We start from the raw sequence: 12,552 nt of genomic DNA on the forward strand, positions 1-12,552 counted from the left end.
GGATTGACGAGCGGCGACTCCGGGCATACAGCGCGGTGATGAGGAAAGGAGGACAGCATGGCTGACGTGGCGAAAGCCCGCACATCCCAGAACGGGAGCGAGCCCTCCACCGCCGAGTTGGTGCAGCGGGCCACCGAGCAGATCTCCCGCCTCGTGCGGGACGAACTGACGCTGGCCCGAGCGGAGTTGACCCAGAAGGGTAAGCACGCGGGCATCGGGATCGGCCTGTTCGGCGGCGGTGGCGCGCTCGCGTTCTTCGGCCTGGGTGCGCTGGTCGCCACGGCGATCCTGCTGCTCGACCTGGTGCTGCCCGCCTGGGCCGCGGCGCTGATCGTGGCGGTGGCCTGCTTCCTGGTGGCCGGCATCCTCGCCCTGGTGGGAAAGAAGCAGGTCAGCCGCGCCGTCCCGCCGGTGCCGGCGGCCACGGTCCGTAGCCTCCGGGCAGACATGGACACCGTCACCGCCGCGGTGAAGGACAGGGGGCGGCAATGACCGGCAACGGGACCGGCGACACGGAGGCCCTCCGCGAGGAGATCCGTCGCACCCGGGTCGAGTTGGGCGAGACGATGGAGGCGTTGGCCGCCAAGGCCGACGTCAAGGCGCGTCTCAAGGAGTCCGCCGAGCAGGCCAAGGAGCGGATGCGTGAGCAGGCGGCGCAGACCGTCGCTCGGGTCCGCGGGCAGGCCGCGCGTGGCGCCGGGATGGCGCGGGCGCGGGCGTACGAGAAGGGCGAGCTGGTACGCGCACAGGCGTACGACAAGGGTGAGTTGGTGCGCCGCAACCCGGTGCCGTGGGCGGCCATCGCGGCCGGTGCGGTGGCCACCGTGGTGGTGCTGATGATCGTGCGGGGGAGGCGTAGGTGAGCAAGAGCATCGGCAGGGTCGCGTACCGGCCGGTCGGCGTGTTGATGGGTATCGCCGCGGGCGCGGTGGCCGGGGCGATCTTCCGGCAGGTCTGGAAGGTCACCGCGGGCGACGGTGAGGCGCCCAACGCGACGGACGAGGATCGCGGCTGGGGTGAGATCCTGGCCGCCGCGGCGTTGCAGGGCGCCATCTTCGCTGTCGTCCGGGCCGCAGTGGACCGGGGCGGCGCGGTCGGCGTACGCCGGATGACCGGCAGCTGGCCGGACTGACCAGGCAGCGATTTCAGCCCCCTTCCCGCATCGATGGGAAGGGGGCTTTCGCATGGCATCGGACGCCGCCCAGCGCGCCTGAGGCATCCGTCAGGTCACATGTCGGAGAAATTCGTCGGAGAGGTCGTGACAGACTTTTTGCGTCCGTGATTTGCTGGTCCCCGCTGTTGCGAGATGGCGTGGGTTGAGAGAAGTCTCCTTCGTGGGGCCGCCTCAGGCGCCGCTGCTCAAAAACGGCCAATCGGCCGGACGGCGTGCACGGCCGCCAGTTTTTAGAGGGAGATACACATGGCTCAGGGAACCGTGAAGTGGTTCAACGCTGACAAGGGCTTCGGCTTCATCACCGTCGATGGTGGGGGTGCTGACGTGTTCGTCCACTTCTCGGCCATCCAGACCAGCGGCTACCGCTCGCTGGAGGAGAACCAGCGGGTGGAGTTCGAGATTGCTCAGGGTCAGAAGGGCCCGCAGGCTGAGCAGGTCCGTCCCATCTGAGTAGGACGGCCGGCCCCCGCCGGCCAGTGGGACGATCCGGCCCGAGGGTCGTTGTGAAGCCCCGCATCCCGGCTGGGATGCGGGGCTTTGCCAGTGCTCAGGTTCCCCGGTGCAGCAACCGCTCAGCGGCGACGCGAGCGCAGGCCGAGCCAGAGCACCACCAGCCCGGCCAGCGCCACGATCGGGCCGAGCACCGCCCAGATCTTCTGGTCGGTCATCACGCTGCCGCTGACGTAGCCGAGGCCCTGGACCGTCCACACCGCACCGATCACCACGGCCAGTAGGCCGAGGGTGAGCGGAAGCCAGCCCCTCATCGCGTCCCCTCTCCGCCGCCCGGGGCGGCGCGCCGACGTCCAGCATCGCCGGCCGGGCGGCGCGACGCGAGCACCCCGGGCGCGCGGGTCACCACCTGTCGTGCACCTGCGGGCGGATCAGCTCGTCGTAGGTCTCGCGTACGGCTGCCAACTGCTCGTCGGTGAGCGGGGACAGGGCCGCCGCGGCGGCGTTGCGTCGGGCCTGGTCCGCGTCGCGCGCACCGGGAATGACCACTGTGACGCCCGCCTGGTCCAACACCCAGCGCAGGGCGAACTGCGCCATCGTGCGGTCCGCGTCGACGAGCGGGGCCAACCGGCGTACGGCGGCCAGACCTCGATCGAAGTCGACTCCGGAGAACGTCTCCCCGACGTCGAACGCGGCGCCGTGCCGGTTGTAGTTGCGGTGGTCGTCGGCGGGGAACTCGGTGTGCTCGTCGTAGCGGCCGGAGAGCAGGCCGCTGGCGAGCGGCACTCGGGCGATGATGCCGATGCCGGCTGCCGCAGCGGCCGGCAGGACACGCTCCAGGGGCTTGTGGCGGACCGCGTTGAGGATGATCTGGACGCTCGCCACCCCCGGTCGGGCGATCGCGGTGAGGGCCTGGTCGCAGGTCTCGACACTGACCCCGTACCCGGCGATGGCCTTCTCGGCGACGAGGGTGTCCAGGCCGTCGAAGACCTCGTCGGAGGAGAAGACGGCGGTGGGCGGGCAGTGCAACTGGACCAGGTCCAGGGTGTCCATGCCCAGGTTGGCCCGGGAGCGGTCGGTCCACTGCCGGAAGTTGGCCAGGGTGTACGCCTCCGGCCGCTGCTCGACGCGGCGGCCCATCTTGGTGGCGACGGTCAGCCCGGCGTCGGGTCGGGTGCGCAGGAAACGGCCGATGAGCTGCTCGCTGCGGCCGTCGCCGTACACGTCGGCGGTGTCGAGGAAGGTGACCCCGGTGTCCACGGCGGCGGCGAGCACCGCCATCGCGTCGTCCTCGCTGACGGTGCCCCAGTCGGCGCCGAGTTGCCACGCGCCCAGGCCGACCGCGCCAACGGTCCGGCCGAGCCGGTTGAAGCTGCGCTGTTCCATGCCCCGAGCCTAGTGATCGGGTTGCCAGCCTGCCACGCGAGCCGTACCGTCAGCAGTACGAGCGTACGGTTTTGGAGGCGATCATGTGGGATCCGACGACCTACCTGCGCTTCGGCGACGAGCGGTCCCGGCCGTTCCACGACCTCGTCGCACGGATCCCGGCCGAGCGACCCCGGACGGTGGTCGATCTGGGCTGCGGCCCCGGCCAGCTCACCGCCACCCTCGCCGAGCGCTGGCCGACGAGCCGGGTGCTCGGCCTCGACTCGTCGCCCGACATGATCGCGCGGGCCGAGGCGCTCGGCGCGCGTGTCGACTTCACTGTCGCCGACCTGCGCGACTGGCGTCCGGCCGGTGACGAGGACGTGGTGGTCAGCAACGCGGCGCTGCAGTGGGTCCCCGGCCACCAGGAGCTGCTGCGCCGCTGGGCCGCCGAGCTGCCCGCCGGCGCCTGGCTCGCCATGCAGGTCCCCGGCAACTTCGCCGCCGACTCGCACCGCGCCCTCCGGGAGGTCGCTGACCGGCCGACCTGGCGGGCCGACGTCGCCCCGCTGCTGCGCGCGGACCCGGTCGACGACCCGGCCGACTACGCGGCGCTGCTGACCGCCGCCGGCTGCGCGGTGGACGCCTGGGAGACTACCTACGTGCATCTGCTGCCGGCTCGACCCGCCGCCGAGCACCCGGTGCTGGCCTGGATGGAGGGCACCGCGCTGCGCCCGGTCCGGGCCGCGCTGGACGCCGCCGGCTGGTCCGCCTTCCGGGCCGAGCTGGGAGTACGGCTCACCGCGGCGTACCCGGTGCGGCAGGGTCAGGTGTACTTCCCGTTCCGCCGCGTCTTCGTCGTCGCCCGTACCGGCGACCATGCCCAGGAGAACCTGTGACCGACCTGCCCACCTTCATCGCCGGCCTGCCAAAGGTGGAGCTGCACGTGCACCACGTCGGCTCCGCCTCGCCCCGGATCGTCGCCGAGTTGGCCGCCCGCCACGAGGGACACACCCCCGTGCCGGCCGACCCGGACGCGCTGGCCAGCTACTTCGAGTTCCGCGACTTCGCGCACTTCATCGAGGTCTACCTGAGCGTCGTGGACCTCATCCGCGACCCGGAGGACGTCTGGATCCTCACCCACGAGGTGGCCCGGGAGCTGGCCCGCCAACGGGTCCGGTACGCGGAGCTGACCATCACCCCCTACTCGCACGTCCGACGGGGCATCCCCGCGCCGGCGTTCTGCGAGGCCATCGAGGACGCCCGCAAGCGCGCCCTCGCCGACTTCGGCATCGAGCTGCGCTGGTGCTTCGACATCCCCGGCGAGGCCGGACTGCCGGCAGCCGAGGAGACGCTGCGGATCGCGCTGGACGAGCGCCCGGACGGGCTTGTCAGTTTCGGTCTGGGCGGTCCGGAGATCGGCGTGCCCCGACCGCAGTTCCGGCCCTACTTCGACCAGGCCCGCGCGGCCGGGCTGCGCTCGGTGCCGCACGCCGGGGAGACCACCGGGCCGCAGACCGTCTGGGACGCGCTGAACGAGCTGGGCGCCGAGCGGATCGGGCACGGGATCTCCGCCGCGCAGGACCCGCAGCTGCTCGCGTACCTGGCCGAGCGGCAGATCGGGATGGAGATCTGCCCGACGTCCAACGTCCGCACCCGGGCGGTGGCCAGCCTCGACGAGCACCCGCTGCCCCGGCTGGTCGAGGCCGGGCTGCTGGTCACCATCAACTCCGACGACCCGCCGATGTTCGGCACCACCCTCAACGACGAGTACGCCGTGGCGGCCCGCCTGCTCGGCGTCGGCGCGGAGGGTCTGGCCGGGCTGGCCCGCAACGCGGTGACCGCGTCCTTCCTCGACTCCGCGGGCAAGCAGCGGATCCTCGGCGAGATCGACGCGTACGTCGCCAGCGCCGGCTGAGCCGTTCGGCCGCTCGGGTGCCGGTCGGGCCGGTTGCGAGCAGGGCGCGCGGCGGGAGCGTGGGTGTGGGGGGACCTGTGACTCCCGCCGCGCGCGCGGCTCCACCGGCCGCGATTGCGTGGTGCGCTCGACCGGTGGAACTGGTGGGTTCGTGCTGTGATCCTGTCAGTGCGCGGCCGATCCAATGCGGTCATTAACCGCGATCTAAGGAAGACTTGCGCCGGCGCACAGCCCCGGGGCTCCGACCCGCTCAGTCGTCGGTGGGGCGCTGGCGGGGCCAGCGACGTCCGGTGGTTTTCGTGTCCCGGGCGTCGCGCGCCATCCGACCGACCAGACCGAAGCGGCTGACCTGCCGGGGCGTCGCCTCCGGGTCGGCGAGCAACATCACCACGCTGGCCCCGCCCAGCCGGGCGCGGTCGATGCTCACCGAGCCGTTGGCCTGCAGCGCCACCCGCTTGGCGATGTCCAGGCCGAGCCCGGTCGAGCCCTGGTCACTTGCGCCCCGGCGTAGTGCCCGGTCCGGGTTGGCGATGCCGGGGCCGGCATCGTCGATCCGAATGGCCACGTAACCGTCACGCCGGGACACGGCCACCTCGAACGCCGTGCCCTGCGGGGTGTAGCGGAAGACGTTGCCGATCACCGCGTCCAGCGCGGCGGCCAGCTCGGCCCGCGGCACCGGCGCCGGGATGCGCAGTTGCGCGCCGTTGACCCGTTGCGGCCGGTTCTGGTCGCCGGCCAACGCCGCCCAGAACACCATCCGGTCCCGGACCACCTCGCTGACGTCGCACATCGCCGGCCCGGCCTCGTGCGCCACGGCCTTACGGGTGGTCTTGATCAATACGTCGATCTCACCCTCCAGGGTGACGATCGCCTGCCGGATCCGCCGGATCCCGCGCAGCCGGTCCAACTCCGCCGGGCTGAACGAGCCCACGCTCGTGTCGTCGGACTCCAACGCCTCCGCGTCCAACCGCAGCACCGTCAACGGGGTACGCAGACGATGCGACAGGTCGGCAACCAACTCCCGCTCGTCGGTGCGGGCGGCGTCCAGCCGGTCCGCCATCCGGTTGAAGGCGTACCCGGCCTCGGCCAGCTCGCGGGGACCTGTCGGCTCGACGCGTACGCCGAGGTCGCCGTCGCCGATGGAGAGCGCGGCCTTGACCAGACCGCGGGTCGAGTCCACCGCGCGGGCAGCGACCCGGTCGACCACCAGCACCGCCGCCCCGGCCATCGCCGCACCGACAGCGAACAGCAGCAGCCAGGTGCCGCCGGCGCCCTCGCCGAGCGTCGACTCCGGAAGGAACACCTCGACCACTGCCGTCCGGTCACCGAGGACCACCGGATCGAGCCGGGCCACACCCCCGTCGACGTCGACGACCAACGACTGGCGCTCGGAGCGGGCCCGGTCCAGGTCGCTGCCGCTGGCCCGACCGGCGGACTCGTCCAGCCCCAACCCGTGCACCACGGGCCGGGTCGGTGCGCCCTCGGCGCTGGCTACCACGGCACGCTCGACCACCGCCGGGTCGGTGCTCACCGCGAGCGCGCCGGTCACCAGCGCGCTGCGCCGCGCCGCGTCGGCGACCGCCTCGTCCCGGCTCTGCTCCCGCAGGCTGAGCCCGAGGGGGATCAGGAACGCGAGCGCCACGAGACTGCACATGCCGGCCGTGAGCAGGGCCAGCGCCGTCCTCAGTCCGGTGCCACCAGCCGGAACCCGACCCCCCGCACGGTGCGCAGGTAGCGCGGCTTCGCCGCGGACTCGCCCATCTTTCTGCGGAGCCAGTACAGGTGAACGTCGATGGTCTGATCCTCGCCGACCGATGGCTGCCGCCATACCTCCTCCAAGAGTTCCCGGCGGGACACTACCCGCCCAGGTCGTGCGGCGAGATACGCCAGCAGGTCGAATTCCTTACGGGTCAGCGCCAGCGGCTCCCCGTCGAGCTGGGCGCTGCGCTCGCCCACGTCCACCCGCAGCCCACCGACGCTGTGCACAGCGGGCTGCACCGAGCGACTGGCCCGGCCGGCGCGGCGCAGCACTGTGGTGATCCGCGCGTCCAGGTGCGCCCCGGTGAACGGCTTGACCATGTAGTCGTCGGCGCCGGCGCGCAGCAGCTTGACCACCGACTGCTCGTCGTCGCGGGCGGTGGCGATGATGATCGGAACGTCGGTGATGCCGCGCAGCATCCGCAGCGCGTCCGAGCCGTCCAGGTCGGGCAGACCGAGGTCGAGCACCACCAGGTCGGGTGTCTCCGCGGCGACCCGACGCAGCGCGTCCAACGCCGTACCCACGGCGTGCACGGCATGCCCCCGGTCGGTGAGGGACCGCAGCATCGCGCCGCGTACGACGTGATCGTCTTCGACCAGGAGCACGGAGGCCACGACAAGACCGTACTTGGCCTGGCAAGTTGATCGCGTTGCGACGGGCCTGGCGACCGGGCAAGCTGGTACGACAATGTCGTTCACCCTGTTCGCCGATGCCCGCCTGGCGCTCGCCCGGGACAGCCTCGCCGGTCTCTCCACCGGCGACGCGCTCGGCGCGCAGTACTTCCTGCCGGAGCCGGCAGCCGTGGATCTCGCCGTCGACGCCCTGCCCCCGGCGCCCTGGGAATGGACCGACGACACCGAGATGGCCTGCTCGGTCCTCGCCGAGTTGGCCGCCTCGGGCGGCATCGACCGGGACCGGCTGGCCCTGTCCTTCGCCGAGCGGTGCGCTCCGCGCCGAGGCTACGGCGCGGGCGCGATGCTCATCCTGGAGCTGATCCGCACCGGCACCCCGTGGCCGCTGGCCGCCGCCTCCGCCTTCGACGGGCAGGGCTCCTGCGGCAACGGCGCGGCGATGCGGGTCGGCCCGCTGGGCGCGTACTTCGCCGACTCGACCGTGCGCGCCGCGGCGCAGGCCCGGGCCTCCGCCGAGGTGACGCACGCGCACCCGGAGGGGATCGCCGGCGCGGTCGCCGTCGCCGTTGCCGCCGCGCTGGCCGCCCGGGCCCGCCTCGACGGTCACCGGCCCGCCCCGGAGCGGCTGCTCGCCGAGATCGCCGCCGCGCTCGATCCGGGCACCGCTGTGCATCGGGGCGTACACCGGGCGGCCGGGCTGCTCGGCCGGCCACTGCCCCTGGTGGTGGCGGCGCTCGGCAACGGCGCCCGGGTGACCGCCCAGGACACCGTCGGGTTCACCCTCTGGGTGGCCGCCACCCACCTCGGCGACTATCCGGCGGCCATCGAGACATGCGTACGGGCCGGTGGTGACGTGGACACCACGTCCGCCATCGCGGGGGCGGTGGTGGCGGCGTACACCGGCGTCGGTACAGCGGGCGGGGTGCCCGAGGCGTGGCTGGCCGCCCGCGAGCCGCTACCTACCTGGCTCCCCTGACCATCCGGGCGGCGCTGACTGCTCGGCCTCGTTCGTGATCAACTCGGCTTCCTGCAGATCGGGCCGTCCGGTCAGCGGGGACACCGCGCTTTCCGGGAACCCGAGTGGATCACCGCGATGCCGCGGAAACGGCGGGCTGCGGGTCGGCGGGCTGCGGGTCGGCGGGCGTCGGGTCGGCGGGCTGCGGCTCGGTCGGCGTCTGGTCGCCGGTAGCCGCGGTCGGCGTGGCCTTCCTGTCCGCGCGGCCGGTGATCTCGGCCAGGGTCGCGGCCTCGTCGCGCGCAGCGTCCGGCGTTGCGGCCTCGTCCGGGTCGCCGGTCACCTCGGCGAGCGCGGCGGCCTCGTCCGGATTGCGTCGGCGCCACCGGCTGACCAGCCAGCCGATCGCCGCGCCACCGCCCAGCCCGGCCAGCAGGCCCGCGGCGAGCATCCCGTCGGCGTTGCCGGACTCCTTGTCGGCGTCGCCCGCCCGGGCCGGCGGCGCGGCGTCCACACCGCTGTCCGGAGCGGCCGGAGCGCCGGCCGCCGGGCCGCCGTGGCCACCGTGTGCGACCGGACCCGCCGCCCCGGGCGCCGCCGGCAACAGGGTGAGCGCCGGGGCGCGATGCGGGCCGGTCGCGTCCGCCCACCGGACCACAGTGCCATCGGCGTACGTCTGGACGACCTCGAAGGTGAGCCGCTCGGCCTGCGGCATCGGCCCCATGGAGAGCGCCAACCGGGCCGGCCCGGGGTCGCTCGCACCGACCCGGACCCAGGTCACCGCGGTCGTGACGGTGCTCACCCCGGAAGAGTGGATACCGGCCACCGGCTTGTCCAGGGTGCGGGAGCTGATCCGGGGCGCCCAGCCGTTCACCGACATGGGGTAGACCTCGGCGACCGGCGCGTCCGCCGGCAGCCGGATCTCGATCTGGTTGGTCTTCGTGCCGGCCCGCTCCTCCGGAACGCTGAACTCCAGCCGCACCGCGTCGCCCTGCCGGGCCTCGGTCGGGGTGGTCGTCACGTCCGCCGCGTACGCCGTGCCAGGCCAGAGCAGCAGCCCGGCGGCGGTCACCGCGGTCGCCGCCGCGATCCGCCGCCGACGGCCACCGCCGTACGTGCTCGCCATCTCGTGCCCCCATCCGTGTCGACGCGGCCGGCACCGGTTTCCGGCCACACCCTCTAGTTCGGCTGCGGGGCGCGAAAGGTTCAACGTCGGCGGTAAGGAAGGTGCCCTTCCCGGTCGCGGGCGGGGCGACCGATAGCATCGGCAGGAGCCGAGGATCGGCACCGTTTCGTACCACTTGGAGGAGTCACCGTGTCCGCACCCCGTACCCCCGCCGTGGCCGACCCCGTCGTCGTCGCCGCCGGGACGACGGCGGCCGACGCGGTGGCCGCGGCCGGACTGCCCGCGAACGGCCCCAAGGCGATCGTCGTGGTCCGCGACCCGCAGGGTCAGTTGCGTGACCTGGACTGGGCGCCGACCGAGGAGACCGTGGTCGAGCCGGTCAGCCTGGACTCGCCGGACGGGCTCACCGTGCTGCGCCACTCCACCGCGCACGTCCTCGCCCAGGCCGTGCAGGACATCTTCCCCGAGGCCAAGCTGGGCATCGGCCCGCCCATCGAGAACGGCTTCTACTACGACTTCGACGTCGACAAGCCGTTCCAGCCGGACGACCTCAGCAAGCTCGAGAAGCGCATGCAGGAGATCATCAAGTCCGGGCAGCGGTTCCGTCGCCGCCGCTTCGGCAGCCTGGACGAGGCGCGCTCCGAGCTGGCCGACGAGCCGTTCAAGCTGGAGTTGATCGAGGTCAAGGGCGAGGGTCTGGACACCGACGAGGTCATGGAGGTGGGCGGCGGCGAGCTGACCATCTACGACAACCTCGACGCCAAGGAGGACAAGGTCTGCTGGTCGGACCTGTGCCGGGGCCCGCACCTGCCGACCACCCGACTGATCGGCGCGTTCAAGCTGATGCGCTCGGCCGCCGCGTACTGGCGTGGGTCGGAGAAGAACCCCCAACTACAGCGGGTGTACGGCACCGCGTGGCCGACCCGCGATGAGCTCAAGGCGTACCTGAAGCTGTTGGAGGAGGCCGCCCGGCGCGACCACCGCAAGCTCGGCGCGGACCTCGACCTGTTCAGCTTCCCCGACGAGATCGGCTCCGGCCTGGCGGTCTTCCACCCCAAGGGCGGCATCATCCGCCGCGAGATGGAGCACTACTCGCGGCGGCGGCACGAGGAGGCGGGGTACGAGTTCGTCAACACCCCGCACATCACCAAGGCGCAGCTGTTCCAGACCTCCGGTCACCTGCCGTACTACGCGGACACCATGTTCCCGCCCATGCAGTTGGAGGGCGCGGACTACTACCTCAAGGCGATGAACTGCCCGATGCACAACCTGATCTTCAGGTCGCGCGGGCGGTCGTACCGGGAGCTGCCGCTGCGGATGTTCGAGTTCGGCACGGTCTACCGGTACGAGAAGTCCGGCGTGGTGCACGGCCTGACCCGGGTCCGTGGCCTGACCCAGGACGACTCGCACATCTACTGCACCCGCGAGCAGATGGCCGGCGAGCTGTCCACGCTGCTCAGCTTCGTGCTCGACCTGCTGCGCGACTACGGCCTGGACGACTTCTACCTGGAGCTGTCGACCCGGGACGACTCGCCCAAGTTCATCGGTGACGACGCCGACTGGGAGGAGGCGACCGAGGCGCTGCGGACCGCCGCGCAGACCTCCGGCCTGGACCTGGTGCCCGACCCGGGCGGCGCGGCGTTCTACGGGCCGAAGATCTCCGTGCAGGCGCGGGACGCGATCGGCCGGACCTGGCAGATGTCCACCATCCAGGTCGACTTCAACCAGCCCGAGCGGTTCGCGTTGGAGTACCAGGCCGCCGACGGTAGCCGGCAGCGGCCCGTCATGATCCACCGTGCGCTGTTCGGGTCGATCGAGCGGTTCTTCGGGGTGCTCACCGAGCACTACGCGGGTGCCTTCCCGGCCTGGCTGGCGCCGGTGCAGGTGGTGGGCATCCCGATCCGCGAGGACCACACCGACTACCTGCACGGCTTCGTCGCCGCGCTGCGCGCCGAGGGCATCCGGGCCCAGGTGGACGCGGGTGACGACCGGATGCAGAAGAAGATCCGGACGGCCCAGCAGCAGAAGATCCCGTTCATGGTGATCGCCGGTGACGACGACGTGGCCGCCGGCACGGTCTCCTTCCGCTACCGCGACGGCTCCCAGCGCAACGGGGTCCCGATCGCCGAGGCGGTGACCCACGTGCTGGACGTGGTCAGCTCGCGGACCAACATCGGCCCGTCCGCAGCCGCGGAGTAGCCGCCCGCGCGGCCTGTTGCGGCCCGCGCGGCGCACGCCTGCCCGCCGCATGATCGTGCCCGATCCAGGAAGTAGTGGCCTCCCCCGTGCGGGAGGCCACTACTTCCATGTTCGAGCGCGATCATCGCCCGGCGGCCGCGCTCAACGGCCGGTGCGGGGCGTCGCGAGGCGGGCGGCGCCGGGTGTCAGATGCCGCAGTTGGGTGCTGACCAGCCTCCGACCGCCGCCACGTGGGTGTGGTCGTTGTGGTCGGGGTAGCCGGGGCCGAGGATCTGCCCGAAGCCGTGGTTGCGGGCCTGCTGCGCCAGTCGGCAGAACGACGGCGACCCGACCAGGTCCACCCCGTCGCCGTACAGATGGCGGCTGTTCGATGCTCCGCCGACCGCGCTGTTGCAGGCGTAGCTGCGGAAACTGCTGCTGATCGCGATGGCCACGTCGCCGAGGGCGTGCCGCATGGCCTGGAGTTTCCACATCGAGACGAGCGCGTTGAACCGGGCGGTGCTCGCCGAGACCGCGCCGCCGGACCAGTCGCTGTTGCACTTGTTCAGTTCGGGGTAGCTGAAGTTGGCCGGGGTGCAGTCGTCGTCCTGGAGGGCGTAGAGCCGGTTGAACGTCTGCGGGCCGGCGATGCCGTCCGCGGGCAGCCCGTACGCCTGCTGGAAGCGGATCACCGCCGATCGGGTGGCCGGGCCGTACGCGCCGTCGAGGGTGAGCACCGCGCCGTAGCCGGGGTAGCCGGCGACCCGGATCTGGAGTTGCCGGACGTCTTCGCCGGACGCACCCTGGGCCAGGGTGCGTCCCCAGGTGTAGCAGCCGTCCGCCTGGGCCGCGCCGGCGGTGAGGGTGACGCCGGCCACTGTGGTGGCGGCGGTCAGCGCAAGTGCCGCGAGGAACCTGCCGAGCCGTCGGTACATGGAACCCTCCATCAATGCATGGAAGTACGTGGATGCATGGAAGTTTCAGGCCTCGGCTTT

General features: G+C 72.3%; 14 protein-coding genes. 8 read left to right on the plus strand and 6 right to left on the minus strand.

The window, feature by feature from the left end; translation table 11 throughout:
- Positions 1-57: 57 nt before the first annotated feature.
- The 4 genes from ACQP0U_RS10740 (at position 58) to ACQP0U_RS10755 (ending at position 1,624) form a co-directional block, all read left to right on the plus strand.
- Entirely contained in the window at positions 58-492 is a 435-nt protein-coding gene (locus ACQP0U_RS10740; RefSeq protein ID WP_030338239.1) for a phage holin family protein, read from the plus strand.
- Positions 489-863: a DUF3618 domain-containing protein gene (locus tag ACQP0U_RS10745; RefSeq protein WP_433318010.1), complete on the plus strand. Its 375-nt coding sequence runs from the start codon at positions 489-491 to the stop codon at positions 861-863. Before ACQP0U_RS10740 ends, ACQP0U_RS10745 begins: the two co-directional genes overlap by 4 nt.
- Positions 860-1,132 carry a DUF4235 domain-containing protein gene (locus ACQP0U_RS10750; RefSeq protein WP_030338235.1) on the plus strand — a complete coding sequence of 91 codons (273 nt, stop codon included), beginning with the start codon at positions 860-862 and terminating at the stop codon, positions 1,130-1,132. Before ACQP0U_RS10745 ends, ACQP0U_RS10750 begins: the two co-directional genes overlap by 4 nt.
- Before the next feature lie 288 nt (positions 1,133-1,420).
- Positions 1,421-1,624 (plus strand): cold-shock protein, encoded by a 204-nt coding sequence (locus ACQP0U_RS10755; RefSeq protein ID WP_030338233.1) that lies wholly within the window; start codon positions 1,421-1,423, stop codon positions 1,622-1,624.
- Positions 1,625-1,746: 122 nt separating this feature from the next.
- Here ACQP0U_RS10755 and ACQP0U_RS10760 read toward each other — a convergent pair whose 3' ends face one another.
- Together ACQP0U_RS10760 and ACQP0U_RS10765 are read right to left on the minus strand one after the other, a co-directional pair.
- Positions 1,747-1,938 (minus strand): hypothetical protein, encoded by a 192-nt coding sequence (locus ACQP0U_RS10760; protein ID WP_354973339.1) that lies wholly within the window; start codon positions 1,936-1,938, stop codon positions 1,747-1,749.
- A gap of 88 nt (positions 1,939-2,026) precedes the next feature.
- Positions 2,027-3,010, minus strand: a complete 984-nt coding sequence (locus tag ACQP0U_RS10765; protein ID WP_433318012.1) for an aldo/keto reductase — start codon at positions 3,008-3,010, stop codon at positions 2,027-2,029.
- Between the two features lie 83 nt (positions 3,011-3,093).
- Here ACQP0U_RS10765 and ACQP0U_RS10770 point away from each other — a divergent pair, with 83 nt between their 5' ends.
- Positions 3,094-3,888, plus strand: coding sequence for a trans-aconitate 2-methyltransferase (locus ACQP0U_RS10770; RefSeq protein WP_433318014.1), 795 nt, complete (start codon positions 3,094-3,096; stop codon positions 3,886-3,888).
- Positions 3,885-4,907 (plus strand): adenosine deaminase, encoded by a 1,023-nt coding sequence (locus ACQP0U_RS10775; RefSeq protein ID WP_433318016.1) that lies wholly within the window; start codon positions 3,885-3,887, stop codon positions 4,905-4,907. Before ACQP0U_RS10770 ends, ACQP0U_RS10775 begins: the two co-directional genes overlap by 4 nt.
- Positions 4,908-5,157: 250 nt before the next feature.
- Here the strand turns inward: ACQP0U_RS10775 and ACQP0U_RS10780 are convergent, their stop codons facing one another.
- Together ACQP0U_RS10780 and ACQP0U_RS10785 are read right to left on the minus strand one after the other, a co-directional pair.
- Positions 5,158-6,561, minus strand: coding sequence for a HAMP domain-containing sensor histidine kinase (locus ACQP0U_RS10780; RefSeq protein ID WP_433318018.1), 1,404 nt, complete (start codon positions 6,559-6,561; stop codon positions 5,158-5,160).
- 29 nt (positions 6,562-6,590) lie between these two features.
- Positions 6,591-7,280 (minus strand): response regulator transcription factor, encoded by a 690-nt coding sequence (locus tag ACQP0U_RS10785; RefSeq protein WP_091401712.1) that lies wholly within the window; start codon positions 7,278-7,280, stop codon positions 6,591-6,593.
- Positions 7,281-7,353: 73 nt separating this feature from the next.
- Between ACQP0U_RS10785 and ACQP0U_RS10790 the strand changes: the two genes are divergently transcribed.
- Entirely contained in the window at positions 7,354-8,274 is a 921-nt protein-coding gene (locus ACQP0U_RS10790) for an ADP-ribosylglycohydrolase family protein (protein WP_433318020.1), read from the plus strand.
- 109 nt (positions 8,275-8,383) lie between these two features.
- On the opposite strand, the gene ACQP0U_RS10795 is transcribed toward ACQP0U_RS10790, so the two are convergent.
- Complete coding sequence (locus ACQP0U_RS10795; RefSeq protein WP_433318022.1) at positions 8,384-9,379, minus strand: DUF1775 domain-containing protein; 996 nt, start codon at positions 9,377-9,379, stop codon at positions 8,384-8,386.
- 189 nt (positions 9,380-9,568) lie between these two features.
- Between ACQP0U_RS10795 and thrS the strand changes: the two genes are divergently transcribed.
- Entirely contained in the window at positions 9,569-11,578 is a 2,010-nt protein-coding gene (gene thrS / locus ACQP0U_RS10800; protein ID WP_433318024.1) for a threonine--tRNA ligase, read from the plus strand.
- A 185-nt stretch (positions 11,579-11,763) separates the two neighbouring features.
- Here the strand turns inward: thrS and ACQP0U_RS10805 are convergent, their stop codons facing one another.
- Positions 11,764-12,492, minus strand: a complete 729-nt coding sequence (locus ACQP0U_RS10805; RefSeq protein ID WP_433318026.1) for a D-Ala-D-Ala carboxypeptidase family metallohydrolase — start codon at positions 12,490-12,492, stop codon at positions 11,764-11,766.
- Positions 12,493-12,552 lie beyond the last annotated feature (60 nt).

It is taken from the genome of Micromonospora sp. CA-269861, from assembly GCF_050948505.1.
GTDB lineage: Bacteria > Actinomycetota > Actinomycetes > Mycobacteriales > Micromonosporaceae > Micromonospora.

Coding starts and splice junctions, on each gene's coding strand:
- ACQP0U_RS10740 (WP_030338239.1), top strand. CDS start 58: ATGGCTGACGTGGCGAAAGCCCGCACATCCCAGAACGGGAGCGAGCCC.
- ACQP0U_RS10780 (WP_433318018.1), bottom strand. CDS start 6,561: ATGTGCAGTCTCGTGGCGCTCGCGTTCCTGATCCCCCTCGGGCTCAGC.
- ACQP0U_RS10805 (WP_433318026.1), bottom strand. CDS start 12,492: ATGTACCGACGGCTCGGCAGGTTCCTCGCGGCACTTGCGCTGACCGCC.
- ACQP0U_RS10795 (WP_433318022.1), bottom strand. CDS start 9,379: ATGGCGAGCACGTACGGCGGTGGCCGTCGGCGGCGGATCGCGGCGGCG.
- ACQP0U_RS10770 (WP_433318014.1), top strand. CDS start 3,094: ATGTGGGATCCGACGACCTACCTGCGCTTCGGCGACGAGCGGTCCCGG.
- ACQP0U_RS10760 (WP_354973339.1), bottom strand. CDS start 1,938: ATGAGGGGCTGGCTTCCGCTCACCCTCGGCCTACTGGCCGTGGTGATC.
- ACQP0U_RS10755 (WP_030338233.1), top strand. CDS start 1,421: ATGGCTCAGGGAACCGTGAAGTGGTTCAACGCTGACAAGGGCTTCGGC.
- ACQP0U_RS10790 (WP_433318020.1), top strand. CDS start 7,354: ATGTCGTTCACCCTGTTCGCCGATGCCCGCCTGGCGCTCGCCCGGGAC.
- ACQP0U_RS10765 (WP_433318012.1), bottom strand. CDS start 3,010: ATGGAACAGCGCAGCTTCAACCGGCTCGGCCGGACCGTTGGCGCGGTC.
- ACQP0U_RS10745 (WP_433318010.1), top strand. CDS start 489: ATGACCGGCAACGGGACCGGCGACACGGAGGCCCTCCGCGAGGAGATC.